At 36.7% G+C, this 18,123-nt stretch carries 12 protein-coding genes; all 12 read left to right on the top strand.

The annotated features are described in order from the left end of the window. Positions 1-220 precede the first annotated feature (220 nt). The 12 genes from BUA97_RS04010 to guaA all read left to right on the top strand — a co-directional run bounded on the left by BUA97_RS04010 (position 221) and on the right by guaA (position 18,055). The gene (locus BUA97_RS04010) at positions 221-2,944 is read left to right on the top strand and encodes a SusC/RagA family TonB-linked outer membrane protein (protein ID WP_084081244.1); all 2,724 of its coding nucleotides are present in this window, start codon (positions 221-223) and stop codon (positions 2,942-2,944) included. An 11-nt stretch (positions 2,945-2,955) separates the two neighbouring features. Further along, entirely contained in the window at positions 2,956-4,572 is a 1,617-nt protein-coding gene (locus BUA97_RS04005) for a RagB/SusD family nutrient uptake outer membrane protein (RefSeq protein WP_072996558.1), read from the top strand. Positions 4,573-4,598: 26 nt separating this feature from the next. Then, the gene (locus BUA97_RS04000; RefSeq protein ID WP_072996557.1) at positions 4,599-5,702 is read left to right on the top strand and encodes a SusE domain-containing protein; all 1,104 of its coding nucleotides are present in this window, start codon (positions 4,599-4,601) and stop codon (positions 5,700-5,702) included. A 16-nt stretch (positions 5,703-5,718) separates the two neighbouring features. Beyond that, complete coding sequence (locus BUA97_RS03995; RefSeq protein ID WP_072996556.1) at positions 5,719-7,146, top strand: SusE domain-containing protein; 1,428 nt, start codon at positions 5,719-5,721, stop codon at positions 7,144-7,146. A 94-nt stretch (positions 7,147-7,240) separates the two neighbouring features. After that, on the top strand, positions 7,241-9,394 hold the full coding sequence (locus tag BUA97_RS03990) for a glycoside hydrolase family 97 protein (protein WP_072996555.1): 2,154 nt from the start codon (positions 7,241-7,243) through the stop codon (positions 9,392-9,394). A 160-nt stretch (positions 9,395-9,554) separates the two neighbouring features. Next, positions 9,555-11,408, top strand: a complete 1,854-nt coding sequence (locus BUA97_RS03985; protein WP_072996554.1) for a glycoside hydrolase family 13 protein — start codon at positions 9,555-9,557, stop codon at positions 11,406-11,408. Between the two features lie 72 nt (positions 11,409-11,480). Beyond that, positions 11,481-11,954, top strand: coding sequence for a DUF1572 family protein (locus BUA97_RS03980; RefSeq protein WP_072997198.1), 474 nt, complete (start codon positions 11,481-11,483; stop codon positions 11,952-11,954). A gap of 6 nt (positions 11,955-11,960) precedes the next feature. Then, the gene (locus tag BUA97_RS03975) at positions 11,961-12,476 is read left to right on the top strand and encodes a nuclear transport factor 2 family protein (RefSeq protein WP_072996553.1); all 516 of its coding nucleotides are present in this window, start codon (positions 11,961-11,963) and stop codon (positions 12,474-12,476) included. Positions 12,477-12,498: 22 nt separating this feature from the next. Then, on the top strand, positions 12,499-13,881 hold the full coding sequence (locus BUA97_RS03970; protein WP_072996552.1) for an MFS transporter: 1,383 nt from the start codon (positions 12,499-12,501) through the stop codon (positions 13,879-13,881). 128 nt (positions 13,882-14,009) lie between these two features. Further along, positions 14,010-14,726 carry a pirin family protein gene (locus BUA97_RS03965; protein ID WP_072996551.1) on the top strand — a complete coding sequence of 239 codons (717 nt, stop codon included), beginning with the start codon at positions 14,010-14,012 and terminating at the stop codon, positions 14,724-14,726. Between the two features lie 219 nt (positions 14,727-14,945). Continuing rightward, positions 14,946-16,184 (top strand): phosphoribosylamine--glycine ligase, encoded by a 1,239-nt coding sequence (purD, locus tag BUA97_RS03960; protein WP_072996550.1) that lies wholly within the window; start codon positions 14,946-14,948, stop codon positions 16,182-16,184. 341 nt (positions 16,185-16,525) lie between these two features. Further along, positions 16,526-18,055 (top strand): glutamine-hydrolyzing GMP synthase, encoded by a 1,530-nt coding sequence (gene guaA, locus BUA97_RS03950; RefSeq protein ID WP_072996548.1) that lies wholly within the window; start codon positions 16,526-16,528, stop codon positions 18,053-18,055. Positions 18,056-18,123: the final 68 nt, after the last annotated feature.

The raw sequence follows: 18,123 nt of genomic DNA, 5'->3' as shown, positions 1-18,123 counted from the left end.
AATCCTTGATTTGTTAAAAAAATTAACATTGTATTAATTTATTGATAATCAGTTAATTATATTTTTAAATAACCAAATTTAAGCCTTATTTTTGTTTTAAAGGCTACGATTTTAAAATTATTTTAACAGAATATCGATTTTTTTATAAATTGCGAAAGAAGAGATAGTGTATATCTGATAATTTGAAAATAATAATATAAACCTTAAAAATTTATTTTTTGTGAGAAACTATAATGTATTAAAAATTGCTCCAGCATTTCTGTTGCTCGGAACAATGTTGCATGCACAGCAAAATGATACGGTTAGAAAAGAAACCGAGATCGAACAGGTTGTGCTGATTGGTTATGGTAAGCAGAAGAAAACGGATCTGACAGGGTCTATTACTGCATTAACCACAGAAGACTTTAACAAAGGTGCAGTAACCACAGCAGAAGGACTTATTAATGGTCGTTCTTCGGGTTTGGTTATAACACAATCCGGAACACCAGGAAGTGAAGCTACAATAAGAGTACGTGGAGGATCTTCTTTGGTTGCAAGTAACGATCCGCTGCTTATTGTAGATGGGTTACCATTAGATGGAGTTTCTCTCTCCACTATCAACCCTAATGATATTGAGTCTTTTTCTATTTTAAAAGACGCTGCATCTACTGCAATCTATGGATCTAGAGGCTCTAATGGGGTTATTCTTATTACCACTAAGAAAGGAAGTAAGAGACTTAGGGTTTCGCTAAATGCTTTTTCAACTTTAAATACATTAGCAAAAAAAGTAGATGTATATACAGGTGATGAGTTTAGAGAAATTGTCCGACGAAACACCACTAATCCTGTATTTTTAAATCAATTAGGATTAGCAAATACAGATTGGCAGAAAGAGATTTTTAAAACTTCTGTAACAACAGATATTAATGCGTCGGTTTCAGGTAGTTTATTTGGAAAAGTCCCGGCACGTTTGTCAATTGAGAATATGGATAATTCTGGACTTTTGATTACTTCCAGATTTAGACGTTCAACTGCAAATTTCGCATTGAGTCCTAGCTTTTTAGATGACCATCTGAAATTTAATCTTACAGGTTCTTATTCATATACCTTTAAGAATAATGCAAATGAGGATGCCATCAGAAATTCGCTTTCTATGAATCCTACATCACCGGTTTATGATACGAATTCTGCTTATGGAGGATATTATGAATGGATCAATCCTACTACAAACAGGCCAATTGGACCATCTAATCCGGTGAGTATGTTGCTTAATAAACACGATGTACAGAATTTCAAGAGGTTTTTCGGGAACGTAAATATGGAATACAAATTTCACTTTTTACCTGAATTGAGACTAATCGCAAATGCTGGTTTAGATAGTAAGGAACTAGATGGGCATGTTGTTACAAATCCATATTCCAGAATAGGATACTATTCACCAAATGGTACTAATGGTGTATATGGGTACTATGGAGAAAATTCATACTCTGATGAAAGTATTTTGAATAAAAATTTTAATACACAATTAAACTATATTAAAAATTTCGGCAGGTTTAATCTGGATGTGATGGGAGGTTATGAATACCAAAATTATCACAAAGTTAAATCCACTTCAGGAAATACTTTATTGTATGGAATTGATGTGAATCAGTTTTATAATCCAGACACAAAACCAGATGTTAATTTACAAGCATTTTTTGGTAGATTAAATCTCGGCTGGGATAATAAATACTTAGTCACAGTTAATTACAGAAGAGATGGTTCTTCACGTTTCAGTAAAGATAATAGGTGGGGAGATTTTGGAGGTGTTGCTGCAGCTTGGAAAATTTCTGAAGAAAGCTTCTTAAAAGGAAATTCTACTTTATCAGATTTAAAGTTGAGAGCAAGTGTAGGAAAAATTGGAAATCAAGATGTTGGAGATCAAGCAAGGATTGATTATTTAAAAACCTATGCAACATCTGTAGATCTATTCTATCAATTTGGAAATGATTTTATTCCCATTTCCAAACCCAATGGATATAACCAAAATCTAAAATGGGAAGAAAGTATAAAATATAATATAGGTTTGGATTTCGGTTTTATTAATAATCGAATTAAAGGTACCCTGGATTTTTATTTAGCTGATACAAAAGATTTATTAAATATTGTGGCCGAAGGGCCTTTAGAAAACCTGCGTGTAATTGGATTTAAAAATTTTGGAGAGATGCAATCTAAAGGTATTGATTTAGGTGTGGATGTTAAAGCTATTCAAAATGAAAAATTCTCATTAAATTTTAATTACAACGTATCATATAATAATATAGATATTACTAAGTTACCGATCAATCAAATTGATAAAGGGGCTGTAGGTTTGGGAGGATTTGTGCAAACATGGACGGAAGGTTATTCACCTTTTGCATATTCTGTTTATCAGCAGCTGTATGATAACAATGGCAAACCAGTTGAAGGAGCATTTGTAGACAGAAATGGTGATGGGCAAATTACAACAGCAGACAAATATATTTATAAAAAACCGCAGGCGGATGTTACAATGGGCTTAATGACAAATGCGGCATATAAGAATTGGGACTTTTCGATGGGTTGGAGAGCTAGTGTTGGAAATTATGTTTATGACAGAATTTCTGCAGATCGTGCTAACCTGAACAGTGTCATCAATACGGTTGATAATACCATCACTAATGCTCCGGTTGATTTCAACAATACTTTATTTGTTGAAGCAAGTAAAATGTCAGACTATTATGTAAAAAACGGAAGTTTTATTAAGTTAGATAATGTTACATTGGGTTATACGTTTAAAAATTTTTTAGGAAACAGTGCATCTTTTAGAGTATATGGAGCGGCACAGAACGTGCTGATTGTAACAAAATATAAAAACCTGGATCCGGAAGTGTTTGACAATGGTATGGATAATTCTATCTATCCAAGAGCAAGAATGTTTACTTTAGGGATTAATGCGAACTTTTAAATCGAACAAAAATGAAAATCATAAAAAATAGATTATTTAATTTAAGAAATTTAGCCATTTTTGGTATATTTCTATTTACTACAACATCTTGCTTAGATGATTTGGACGTAAAAGTAAATGATGACGAACTTTTTACATCAGAGCAATTTTATGCAGATCCAAATTCATATAAACAATTTTTGGCAAAAATATATGCAGGATTAGCTGTAACAGGACAATCATCTAATGCTGGTTCTGGACAATCTGACTTGGGAGCTGAAGCTGATGGTGGGCCTAATGAAGGGTTTTCTCAATATTTGAGAGGTTACTGGCAAATGCAAGAGCTTACAACGGATGAAGCACTTATAGCCTGGGTAGAAAATGATAATCCAACAATCAAAGATCTTAATTTCAATACTTGGAATGCAGACAACGTTTTTAATGAAGCTTTTTTTGCAAGGGTATTTTTCCAAGTAGGACTTGTTAATGAATTTCTTAGAGAAACAACCGAAGAAAAATTAAATTCCAGGGGGGTGTCTGGTGATTTGAAATCACAGATCAAAACGTTCCGAGCAGAAGCAAGGTTCTTAAGAGCGTTAACTTATTATCACGCCATAGATCTGTATGGTAAAATGCCTTTTGCTACAGAAAATGATGACCTAGGTACTAAGCCAGTCATGAAGACAAGAGAAGAGATGTTCAATTACGTTATTGGAGAGCTTGATTCCATTGAATCAGAATTACCTGCGCCGAGAATGAACCAATATGGTAGAGCAGATCAAGCAGCAGTTTGGATGTTGAAGGCAAAACTATATCTTAATGCAAAAGTTTACATCAATTCTGATAAAAGCACAGAGGCTCTGGCCGCAGTTGAAAAAGTAATTGGTTCAGCCTATAAAGTGGCACAAATTCCTTATGCTAACCTTTTTATGGCAGATAATAATACCAATGGAGCACAAGAGGAGATCATTTTTCCAATTGTTTTTGATGGAATCAGAACAAAAACCTATGGAGGAACTACTTATTTAATCCACGGAAGCTGTAATAATGCAGTAGGATTAACGTTGGGAATAGATTTTGGGTGGCAGGGTTATAGAGTTCGCCAAGAGTTTATGCAATCAGTTGGTCAGGATAAAAGAATTATGAAAGTTCCTGGAAATAATGATCCTGAGTTTATTACTAACTATTTAGATTTTGAGCAAGGCGCAAAACTTATAAAATTTTCTAATAAAACATCTTCTGGAGAAAATGGGAGTGATATTAACTTTACAGATGCAGATTTTCCACTATTCAGAATGGCTGATGCATATTTGATGTATGCTGAGTTAGCAGTTGTAAATGGAAAAGGAAACATAACGAAGGCATTACAATATATTAATGACTTAAGAACGAGAGCTGGTTCTCCAATTGTATTCCAAACAGCTTTGACTAAAGATTTTATATTGACAGAAAGAGCTAGAGAATTATATTGGGAAGGCTACAGAAGACAAGATTTAATAAGATTCGGGGTATATACTGCAGGTAAAAATTGGCAATGGAAGGGCGGAAGTATTAATGGAAATAGTCTTCCTGAATATAGACAACTTTTCCCTATCCCAAGTAAATATCTTAGATTAAATTCTAATCTTTCGCAAAATGTGGGATATTAATAGTATTAAAATTTTAATTGATTAAAATGAAAAAATATATCGTTTATAAATTACTTTTCACATTCTTAATGTTTTTTGGCATTATATCTTGTGATGATAGAGAAAACCTCGTAGTTGAGAGTAGCGAAGCTCCAATCGTGATAGATTTATCCAAAGAAAAATTGCTTTTGGATGAAAATTTTCCTGAAAATCCTGCGTTGACAATTACTTGGGATGCGGCTAAGTACAATACTCCAGTAGAAGTTAAATACGATCTAGAAATAAGCGCCACGGATAAATTTGAAGCACCTTATGTATTGACAAGTACAATACAATCACAAACTTATGCTAGTTTCACTAATAAAGAATTAAATGAAGCTGCTAAAAAAATCGGATTAGTACCTTATGTAGAGCAAAAAATGTTCTTTAGGATAACATCTCACATTGGAAGTGATGCTTTTGTTCAGCAATCCAATATTACAGGTTTGTCAATTACGCCTTATGCTGCAAGTCCTGTTTATGAATATGTTGACTTATATTTGATAGGTAATTCAACTCCAGGGACTTGGACTAATTCTGCAGATAATATTAACCTTATCCCACTATTAAAAAATCCTTCTTCAAAAGTTGAATATTCTTATACAGGATATTTTAAAGCTACAGCAGCAGATGCAGGATTTAAGATTATCCAAACCAAAGGCTTATGGAATCCGCAGTATGGGAAAGGTGGTTCAGATGGACAATTGAGTACAGATGGTGGTTCAGGAAACTTAACTGTGCCATCAGATGGCTATTACAACTTGTCAATTAATATCGCTAATCTTACTTATACAATCGTACCAGTAGATAATCCAGCACAAACTTTCAATAATGTCTCGATTATAGGTAATGAAGGCGATTGGAATACAGATATTCAATTAACACAATCTACTTTTGATCCACATTTATGGATTGGTAGCTCTATAAATTTGTCATCGGGAAAATTTAAGTTTAGAGCAAATAATAATTGGGATGTTAGTTGGGGGACAAATGCCGAGTTTTTTGGTACTACAACAAAAGGAGGCCCCGACATTCCGGTGTCTTCAGAATGGGTGTATGATGTTTATTTTAATGATATGAGTGGTAATTATACAATAATACCAGTTAAATAATTTAATTTAAAAAATTATGAAAAATATAATAAAATTATTTTTAGCATCATTATTTGTGACTATAGTATTTGTTGCTTGTGATAATGAAGCAGACAGGGATTGGACAACACCAGAAGCCAGTTTCAAATTAAATGATACCTCCTTAGGAGCTAATAATGTACTATATGAAACAATGAAAGCTAATCCTTTCACTCTGTCATGGGAGAATAAAGTAAATGGGGAATCATCTATTGTATTATCTTCGACAGAAGACTTCATCAACAAAGTAGAGTTGGGAAAATCCAATACCAATATATTTACGACCACAATTGGAGAGCTCAATACTAAATTATTACAGGCAGGATATTCTCCCTTCACTTCTAAAACGGTTTATATTAGAATAGAAAAAGGTACAGAAGTTTCCAATATCATCAGTTTTGGAGTGTCGGTTTATCCCATAAACGGACCGGTGATTACAGCACCTGCAAATGGAAGTACTATTACACTCAGTTCTGCTGATCAGTCTGCTGTTGCAACAACAGTAACATGGACAGATTATTCAGGCTACGGAACATCAGTGGTTTATAAAGTCGAAATTGCTAAAAAAGGGGACGCTACTTTTTTAAGTTTAGGAGAAGTAACCATCCCAAATCCGAATCCGAATCAGATAACAAGATCATTATCTGTTACAAATAAAGATTTGAATACCGCAGCTTTAAATGCAGGTGGAATTGCGAACCAAGAAAGCGAGTTTGATTTCAGAATTACTGCTAAAACTAGCTTTTCAACTCCGGCTATAGAGTTGAAATCTGCAGTTTCAACCGCTAAACTGAAACCTTATAAAGTAGAGTTTGTTAATTTATATTTAGTAGGTGACGCAACAGCGGCAGGTTGGGACAATAATGCAACGAACGCCAATATGTATCCACTCTTAGGAAATCAGTCTGTAAGCGCTTCTTATACATATACAGGATATTTCAAAGCAGGAGGATTTAAATTGATTAAAACAAAAGGAAGTTGGGATGCTCAGTATGGAGCGGGCTCATCAGCTGGCACCTTAAGCTCTGATGGTGGCTCAGGGAATATTACTGTGACAACAGCCGGATATTATAAATTCAGTGCTAATGTTGCAACTATGACTTATACACTGGAGCCGGTCACGCCGTCTTCTGCTACATATCCGACAATAGGAATTATTGGTGATTCAACTCCCAATGCATGGAATTCCAGTACAGCAATGACACAATCAACATTTGATTCTCATATCTGGTATTTAACAAATGTAATCCTTACAAACGGCGAATTAAAATTCAGAGCTAATGATGCTTGGGACGTAAATTGGGGAAGTAGTGATGAAGGTTTTGGTACCGCCACATCAGGAGGGCCGAATATTCCGGTAAAAGCTGGGACTTATAATATCTATTTTAATGATAATACAGGGGCTTATAATCTTATAAAACAATAATAATAAAAATAACCGATTCCAAAATCGGTTATTTTTTTATTGTACTTTATCGATACTTTTTTTATATTGTAACCAATATATAAACCTTAGAAAAATGAAAAAAATCACCATTGGAGCAGTTTTGCTTACTATGATGTTTAATGGATTGTATGCACAGTCGCTCAAATCGCCTGACGGAAAATTTGAAATGAATTTCCAATTGAAAAATGGCGTCCCTTTTTATAATTTGAAATATAACGGCGCTGTAGTTGTAGAGGATTCAAAATTGGGATTAAGATTACTGAAAGACGGTGATATTCAGTTTGCTTCCGAAATTGAAAATAAAAATAACGAAGGCAAAAACCTGGATTATGGATTCGAGAAAACTGGCGAAAAAAGAGATTCTAAAAATGAAACCTGGCAGCCGGTTCTTGGCGAAAAGAAAAATTATATCAATAACTACAATGAGCTGGCAGTTACACTAACTCAGAAAGAAAATGACAGAAACATTATTGTAAAGTTCAGGTTATTCAATGACGGACTTGGCTTCAGATATGAATTTCCTCAGCAGAAAAATCTTAATTATTTCATCATCAAAGAAGAAGATTCAGAAATTGACCTTCCGACAGATATGAAAGCCTGGTGGTTAGCAGGAGATTATGATACGGAAGAGTATGTGACCCAGACCACAAAACTCTCAGAGATTCCTGCAAAATGGCCAACTTCATATGAAGGAAATGCATCTCAAAACCTGGTTAAGAATGGTGTTCAGATGCCATTGATGATGAAGAAGGAAGGTACAATCCCGCTTTACGTCAATATTGCAGAAGCGGCTGTCATCAATTATCCTGCTGCGAATCTGGAACTGGATGCAAGCAATTTCAAATTCAAAACGCATCTCACACCAGATGCTCAGGGCGCAAAAGGCTATATGCAGACACCGGCAACCACACCTTGGAGAACGATTATCATTTCACCAAAAGCGGAAGAGGTTCTGGATTCTAAAATGCTGTTTAATCTGAACGAACCTACAAAATATAAGGACACTTCATGGATCCACCCGACAAAATATATGGGTGTATGGTGGGAAATGATCATCGGAAAATCACAATGGGCATATTCCACAGCAGATAACGTCCACATCGGACAAACCGATTTTTCTAAATTGACACCGAATGGAAAGCATGCGGCCAACAATACAAAAGTTAAAGAATATATCGATTTTGCCGCAGCAAACGGATTTCAGGGTCTTTTGATTGAAGGCTGGAACGTTGGGTGGGAAGATTGGTTTGGGCATTCCAAAGAATTTGTTTTTGACTTCATCACACCTTATCCGGATTTCGATATCAAAATGCTGAATGATTATGCCCATTCAAAAGGTATCAAACTGATCATGCACCACGAGACTTCCGGCTCAGCTGCCAATTATGAAAGATGGGCGGATAAAGCTTTCAAACTGATGAACGATTACGGTTATGATGCCGTAAAGACAGGCTATGTTGGAAACATCATTCCAAGAGGAGAGCATCATTACAGCCAATGGATGATTAACCATTATCACCGGATCATTGAGAAAGCAGCAGAATATAAAATCATGGTCAACTCACACGAGTCCGTTCGTCCAAGCGGGGAGAGCAGAACATATCCTAACTGGATCGCAGCAGAAGCTGCAAGAGGAACCGAGTTCGAAGCTTTTGCAGGAAACAATCCGGATCATCAGACAATTCTGCCCTTTACAAGATGGATGGGTGGACCGATGGATTATACGCCGGGGATTTTCCAGACCAAATTAGATTATTATTTCCCTGGCGATAAGCGTTTTGTGAAGACTACGATTGCAAAACAACTGGCACTATATGTGGTGATGTATCAGCCGTTGCAGATGGCAGCAGATTTACCGGAAAATTACGCCAAACATATGGACGCATTCCAGTTTATCAAGGACGTGGCCGCAGATTGGGACGACACCAAAATCCTGTCGGCAGAACCCGGAGATTATATCCATACTGCGAGAAAGGCAAAAGGAACAGATAACTGGTTTGTTGGCGGAATTACAGATGAAAACCCAAGAGATTTCACCGTAGATTTTTCATTCCTGGACAAAGGCAGAAAGTACGAAGCAACAATCTACGAAGACGCAAAAGATGCAGATTATATTAACAATCCACAGAGTTATCATATCTACAAAAAAACCATTACCAGCAAAACGAAATTGCCGGTTCATCTTGTAAGAAGTGGCGGTTACGCTATTTCCGTGAAGCCTTTATAATAATTTTTTTTAGGAGCTTAATCCCGCTATCCGCTATATCTTTTTCTTTTTTTGAAAAAAGAAAAAGGATGCCGCTACTATCGGGGCTATGCCTCAACACCAATCAGGACTTTGTCATCGATTTCAAACTTTGGCAAAGTCCTTTCTTAAAATTTACATTATGAAAAAAATCATCTCACTTTCCGCCATTATATTTTCAACTTTATTCTATTCTCAGATTCAGAAAGTAGAACCCGCATTTTGGTGGAGCGGAATGAAAAATTCTGAACTGCAATTATTAGTTTACGGAAAAGATATCCAAAATCTTCAGCCAGAGTTTGCTTCCGGTATCAAAATCAAAGAAGTTAAAAAAGTTGAAAATCCCAATTACCTCTTCGTAACCATAGACACAAATGGTGTTCAGCCACAAAAAGCAAAACTTAATTTCAAAAACGGGAATAAAACCGTCAAAACCATCGATTACGAATTCAGGCAAAGACTACAAAACTCAGCAAACAGAGATTCTTACACGTCTGCTGATGTGATGTATCTGATAATGCCTGATAGATTTGCCAACGGAAATCCAAAAAATGACAATACGCCGGATACAGCCGAAAAAGCCGATAGAAGCAAAACAGGCGGTCGACATGGAGGCGATATCGCTGGGATTGTTAAAAACCTCGATTATCTTCAGGAATTAGGCGTTACGACGGTTTGGAACACGCCTTTGCTGGAAGATAATGAACCAAGTTATTCCTATCACGGTTACGCACAGAGTGATTATTATAAAATCGATCCTCGTTACGGGACCAATGAAGATTACAAAAATCTGGCGGATGAGCTTCACAAAAGAAAAATGAAACTCGTGATGGATTATGTCACCAATCATTGGGGTTCAAAAAGCTGGATTATCAAAGATCTGCCTTCCAAAGACTGGATCCATTACTGGAACGGGCAGGAAAACGGTTTCCAGAGAAGCAATTACAGAATGACCACACAGTTCGATACCAATGCTGCAAAAGTAGACGAAGCGGCTTGTATGGATGGATGGTTTGATACGACGATGCCGGATATGAACCAAAGCAACCCGATGGTTGTGAATTATATGGCTCAGAATGCAATCTGGTGGATTGAATATGCCGGTTTGGACGGTTTCCGTGTAGACACCTATTCTTACAACGACAAAAAAGGGATCGCTGACTGGACAAAGAAAATCACGGACGAATATCCGAAATTCAACATTGTTGGAGAAGTCTGGATGCATGATCAGGCGCAGATGTCCTATTGGCAGAAAGATTCCAAAATTGCAGCGATAGAAGGTTACAATTCCTATTTGCCATCTGTGATGGATTTCACTTTGCACGACGCTCTTGGCCAGGTTTTCCGCGAAGATGCTGGATGGGATTCGGGTATGCAGAGAGTTTACGATAATCTGACCAATGATTTTCTTTATCCTAATATCAACAACCTTTTGGTTTTTGCTGAAAATCATGATACGAACAGATTCAATCAAATTTTTCCGAAAGTCGAAGATTATAAATTAGCAATGAGTTTGATTCTAACCATTCGTGGAATTCCGCAATTGTATTACGGTTCCGAAATAGGAATGGCTGGCGACAAAAACAACGGAGGCGATGGCGAAATCCGAAAAGACTTCCCTGGCGGTTGGGCTGGCGACGCAAATAACGCTTTCACAAAATCAGGCAGAACAGCTTCTCAAAATGAATATTTCGATTATACCAAAAAACTCCTCAACTGGAGAAAAACAAATGAAGCAGTTCATACAGGAAAAACTTTGCATTACATACCGAATAATAATGTTTATGTTTATTTCCGATACACCGATAACAAACGGGTAATGGTAATTATTAATAACAATAAACAAGACCAATTATTGGATTTGACAAGATTTTCTGAAGGTATCAAAGGTTATGTCAAAGGCAAGGATGTAATTACCGGAAGCGAAATTTCTTTATCACCAAACACAAAGATTTTAGTGGCATCAAAATCTTCACTGATTTTAGAATTGAAATAATTGAATTCGATACAGAGAAATGTAATTGAGTTTCCTGACAAATTTTTACATTCGTTTAATTATATTATGAATATGAAAAATCAATTAAAATTGGCAAATCGTTTTCGAGAAGTTATCCTGAATGGAACTTGGATTGCGAACACAAATTTCAAAGACCAATTGGAAAATTTGGATTATAAAATTGCAACGGCTAAGTTTCAGAATCTTAATACGATTTCTATTCTTGCACAGCATATTCATTATTATATAAAAGGAATTACAAGTGTTTTGCTTGGCGGAGATTTGGAAATAAGAGATAAATTTAGTTTTGATTTCCCACCCGTAGAATCTCAGCAACAATGGGATAATTTCCTTAGTCATTTTTGGAAAGATTCTGAAGAATTTGCAAAACTGATAGAAACTTTACCAGATGATAAACTTAATACGGATTTTGTAGAGGAAAAGTATGGTACATATATCAGGAATATCGACGGTATGATAGAACACAGCTATTATCACCTCGGTCAGATTGTATTAATTAGAAAAATGATAGAAAATCAAAATTAGACTTTAATGAAAAAAATATTTTCAATTTTTATATTATCTTTTTTTATATTTTCAAATCCTCTTTCTGCCCAGAAGAAAGGATTTTATGAAAATGTTCAGAAAAAGAATATCAACAAATTATTAGATGATTTCAATACGTTTGCTGCCAATGCAGATTTTGATAGATACTTTGATTGTTTTGCCGAGGAATCAACTTTTATTGGAACAGATGCTACAGAAGTTTGGAACAAGAAAGAATTCAAAGACTGGGCAAAACATTATTTCGACAAAAAAACAACCTGGAATTTCAAATCATTAAAAAGAAATATCCATTTTAGCAAAGACGGAAATTATGGCTGGTTTGATGAGATTCTGGACACGCAAATGAAAATCTGCAGAGGTTCAGGTGTTGTCGAAAAAATCAATGGCAAGTGGAAAATAAGACAATATGTTCTTTCCGTAACAGTTCCCAATGAAGTTGTGGACGAAGTAACAAAAATCAAAGCACCGATTGAAGATGCGATGATTCAGAAATTAAAATAATATAGAAATACCTTAAAAATAAATGAGTAAAAAAATAAAACCGAATCTCTCCATCACTCAGATTATCAATATGAGTATGGGATTTTTGGGAATCCAAATGGCCTTTGGTCTACAGAACGGGAATGCGAGTAGAATCTTGGCAAACCTCGGTGCAGACGTTCACGAATTATCTTGGTTTTGGCTGGTTGCGCCAGTTACGGGATTGATTGTACAACCGATTATCGGACATATGGGTGACAATACTTGGAGTCCATTAGGAAGAAGAAAACCCTACTTTTTAATTGGCGCAGTTTTGTGTGCTATTGGTTTGGTTTTGCTTCCAAATGCAGCTTCAGTTACACATATGATTGCAGCAAATGTTTTACTGTTAGCCGTTATTTTCTTAGCAATGATGGACTTTTCCGTGAATGTCGCCATGGAACCTTTTCGTGCTTTGGTTGGAGATATGTTACCTAAACATCAGGGAACTTTAGGGTTTTCTATCCAAACGATTTTAATTGGAATTGGAGCTGTGATTGGTTCCGAAATGCCGAATTGGTTGACGAAATTAGGCGTTTCTAATGTTGCGCCCGAAGGTTATGTTGCAGATAATGTGATTTACGCATTTTACGTCGGAGCAGCAGTTTTAATACTTTCAATTTTATATACGATTTTCACCACCAAAGAATATTCACCAAAAGAATTCGCTGAGTTTGAAGGCGGAAAAGAAACCGTAGAAGAACCTTCGAAATTCTCTGATATGTTCAGAGATTTTGCAAATATTCCGAACTTGATGAAGAAATTGGGAATCGTCCAATTCTTTTCTTGGTTTGCATTATTTACAATGTGGGTTTTCACTACAAGTGCTTTGGCTACGCATCATTTCGGAATATCTCCGGAAGATACAAAGTCGGTTGATTTCAATAAAGCCGGCGATTTAACAGGACATTTATTTGGATTGTATAACCTTTTTGCTATTCCGTTTGCATTCCTGCTGACGCCAATCGCAAAAGCTATCGGGAAAAAACAAACGCACGCTTTGGCCTTGGCAAGCGGCGGTTTAGGATTGATTTCTATGTATTTCATCAAAGACATTTCGATGCTGTGGATTTCGATGATTGGTTTGGGATTTGCTTGGGCAAGTATTTTGGCAATGCCTTACGCAATGTTAATCGATGCAATTCCGCAGAGAAAAATGGGGGTTTATATGGGGATTTTCAATTTCTTTATCGTTGTTCCTCAAATCATCAACGGGATTTTTGGCGGACCAATCGTTGCGAATCTTTTCGGGAAAATGGCGATTGATTATGTTGTAGTTGGTGGCGCTTGTATGTTATTAGGTGCTTTGATTACAATGGTTTTTATCCAATCTCAGGATGAAACTCCAAAAGAAATAGAAGAAGAAATTCAACAGGTTCATTTTTAAAAGAAATATTTCAAAAAAACTCCGACCATCATCGGAGTTTTTTCGTTCTTATCGTACATCAATGCATAAAAGTTTTCAAAGCTTGAAATTTGTATCAACAAAAAAGTATAACAATTAAAGCCATTAAAATGAAAACAGTATATCATAAATCAGACAGCAGGGGCTATGCTAATCACGGCTGGTTAAAAAGCCATCACACTTTCAGCTTTGCCAATTATCACAATCCGGAAAGAATGCACTTTGGCGTTCTACGAGTTTTGAATGACGACTTCGTAGAAGGCGGAATGGGATTCGGGAGACATCCGCACCGCGATATGGAAATCATCTCGATTCCTTTGGAAGGCGATTTGCGCCACGGCGATAATATGGGCAATTCCGGAATCATCAAAAAAGGCGACATCCAGGTAATGTCTGCCGGAACCGGAATTATGCACAGCGAAGAAAACGCAACCGAACAACCTGTAAAATTCTTACAAATCTGGGTTATTCCAAACAAAACCGATGTTACTCCAAGATATGACCAAATGGATATCGAAGAAAAATCGGTTCAGAATGATTTTCAACAGATTCTTTCGCCCAACGCAGATGATGCCGGCGTTTGGATTCATCAGGATGCCTGGTTCAATTTGGCCAAATTTGACAAAGATTTTTCCAAAGATTATAATATCAACAAATCTGGAAATGGCGTTTATGTTTTTGTCATCAAAGGAAAAGCAAAAGTAGGAGACCAGATTTTAGATGAAAGAGACGGTTTCGGAATTTGGGACACAGAAAGTTTCAATTTAGAAGCTTTGGAAAACTCCGAAATATTATTAATGGAAGTTCCAATGGAATTACCAGGATAATTTGAATTAAAGAAATTTTTATCTCTCGCAAATCAAACAAATTTGGCTAATCTGTCGAATTGGTGAAATCTGCGAGAGATAATTTTTATAGATTTTATCCTGCATGATTCAGTATTATCATTTTAATATTTTTTTAAGAAAATTACCATCGTATCGGTATGAGAATTGTCATTGAAAAATCTTAAATTTGGCATTTTAAAAAGTTAAACTGAAAACATAATGAGATTACTTATTGTAGGAAACGGCGGCCGCGCTTCTGCTTTGGCTCTCAAGCTGAGCGAAGACAGCAGAATTACGAAAATGTTTTTTGCACCCGGCAACGCAACAACCGAAAAACTAGGGGAAAACATCAGCGAAAGTGATATCATGACGCTGAGAGATTTTGCGATTAAAAACAAAGTTGATTTAACTATTGTTGGCCCGGAAGCACCATTAGTAGACGGCTTGGTTGATGAGTTCAAAAAAGTTGACCTCAAGGTTTTTGGTCCTTCAAAAAAAGCGGCATCTTTAGAAGGCAGCAAAGCTTTTTCTAAAAAATTTATGAAAACTCACGGAATCAAAACAGCAGAGTCTCTAACATTTGATTCTTATACCGATGCCAAAGAATATTTGCAGACGCAGAAGTTTCCTCTGGTAATAAAAGCTAGCGGGCTTGCCGGCGGCAAAGGTGTTGTGATCGCAGAAGATCTTGAAGAAGCTGAAGGTACAATCCATGATTTCATGATCAAAAGAATCTTTGGCGATGCCGGGATCCAGATCGTTATAGAAGAGTTTCTGCAGGGTTTTGAAGCGTCGATTATCGGTGTTTCCAACGGCGAAAAAATCTTCCCTTTCGTTCCTGCAAAAGATTACAAAAAAGTAGGAAACGGTGACAAAGGCCCAAACACTGGCGGAATGGGTTCTGCAGCGCCAAGCCCGGAATTCAGGGACGAGCATTTCCAGGATTTCGTTCAGAATATTATGAATCCGACTGTCGAAGGTCTTAAAAAAGAAGGTCTTAGTTTCAAAGGTTTCATTTTCTTCGGATTAATGGTAACCGGAAACGGAACCTATCTTTTGGAATACAATATGAGATTAGGCGATCCTGAGACTCAGGTGCTTTTACCGTTGTTAGAAAACAATTTGGTAGATGTTATCGAAGACTGTCTTCAAGGCAGAGAGTTGGAGCTGAGATTCAAAAATAAAAAAGCAGTTTGTTTGGTCGTTTGTTCCGGAGGATATCCGCAGAATCACGAAACTGGCTACGAAATTACGGGTGCAGAAAAGGTAAAAGGCAGCAAGTTGCTTTACGCTGGCGCAGATTACAGAGGAGATAGAGTCATTTCCACGGGCGGCAGAGTTCTGAACCTGGTGGCACTTGGAGACACTTTCGAGGAGGCCCGCAAAAAAGTTTATGAAGATGCAATGTCAGTAGATTTTGACTACGCATTTTATCGGGACGATATTGCAAAATTTTAGTATATACAGAGATGTTGGGCGACCAATATCTCTTTTTTTTAAGGAGCTGTTTCCCGCTTTCCGTTGCAATCTTTTTTGCCGGAACATTTTATCAAAATAAATTTGAGCAGAAGCAAAAAAGGATTTCCACTGCAATCGGGGCTATTGGTTTTCAATATCAATTTAGATTTGTCAATCAAAAGAATATAAAGCCATTGGGAATTGATAATTTTAGAGAAAAGGAAAATATATCTATTTGATGGGTTTTCGCCTTTATGAACCTTAAAAAACAATTTCAATAAAATAAAAAATCTTATGAACTTTGTGTTCCAATATATCATTTAAAAACATCACAACATTATATGCAAAACGGAATTATCATTTTAGACTTCGGTTCACAGTACAACCAACTCATCGGGAGAAGAATCCGTGAAATGGAAGTCTATTCGGAAATAGTACCATTCAATACACCATTATCAGAAATCCTTGAGAAAAAACCGAAAGGAATCATTCTTTCAGGAGGCCCAAGTTCTGTGAATGCAGAGAACGCGCACCTTGTAGAAAAAGAATTGTACGAACAAGACATTCCGGTTCTCGGCATCTGCTACGGAATGCAACTGACCGCACATATTCTTGGCGGAAAAGTAGCCAAAGGCGACAAAGGCGAATACGGTAAAGCGCATCTGGATATCGTTAAAGAAAACGAATTGCTGAAAGGGGTTTGTCAGAATTCAATCGTCTGGATGAGCCATTTCGATGAGGTGGCTGAGTTGCCGGTTGGTTTTGAGCTCAATGCAAGGTCAGGCGTTATCGCTTCGATTTCTAATCCTGAAAAAATGATTTACGGCGTACAGTTTCATCCGGAGGTTTCACATTCCGAAGAAGGTGGAAAGATGATTGAGAACTTCGTTTTCGGAATTTGTAAAGCAGACAGAAACTGGAAACTGACCAACTATATCGAGAAAACCGTTGCAGAAATCAAAGAAAAAGTCGGCGACCAAAAAGTGATTCTTGGCTTGTCTGGCGGTGTCGATTCTTCTGTTGCTGCTGTGTTGATCCATAAAGCGATCGGTGATCAGTTGAATTGTATCTTTGTTGATACAGGACTTTTGAGAAAAAATGAAGGCAAAAAAGTAATGGAGAATTATGGCAAGCATTTCAAAATGAATATCAAAATGGTGGATGCTTCCGAAAGATTTCTATCAAAATTGTCCGGAATAGGCGACCCGGAAGAAAAAAGAAAAATCATCGGCAATGAGTTTGTTTACGTTTTCGACGAAGAATCAAAACAAATCGAAGGTGCAAAATTCCTGGCGCAAGGAACTATTTACCCGGATGTTATCGAATCCCAGTCTGTGAAAGGACCATCTGCTGTTATAAAATCACATCACAATGTGGGTGGACTTCCGGAAGAAATGGACTTCCAATTGCTGGAGCCTTTGAGAGAATTGTTTAAAGATGAAGTGAGAAAAGTGGGAGAGGAATTGGGAATTCCACACGAGCTCGTTTACAGGCATCCGTTTCCAGGTCCCGGTTTGGGAATCAGAGTTTTGGGCGAAGTGGATGCAGAAAAAGTAAGAATCCTGCAGGAAGCGGATGATATTTTCATCGAAGAATTATACAAAAATGATTTGTATGAGAAAGTTTCTCAGGCTTTTGTAGTTCTGCTTCCAGTAAAATCTGTAGGTGTAATGGGCGACGAAAGAACTTATGAATACACAGCTGTAGTCCGTTCTGCCAACACGATTGATTTTATGACCGCTACTTGGAGTCGACTTCCTTACGAGTTTTTGGACACGGTTTCCAGCAGAATAATCAATGAAGTTCGTGGAATCAACAGGGTTGCTTATGACATCAGTTCGAAACCACCAGCGACGATTGAATGGGAATAATTTTAAATAAAAAACCAGCAATATTTTGCTGGTTTTTGTTTATTAGTATCTATTTTTATAGTATTCAG

The sequence above is a fragment of the Epilithonimonas mollis genome, from assembly GCF_900142325.1.
GTDB lineage: Bacteria > Bacteroidota > Bacteroidia > Flavobacteriales > Weeksellaceae > Epilithonimonas > Epilithonimonas mollis.
The sequence above is the reverse complement of the archived record's forward strand: the minus strand, read 5'-3'. Positions and strand labels throughout refer to the sequence as shown.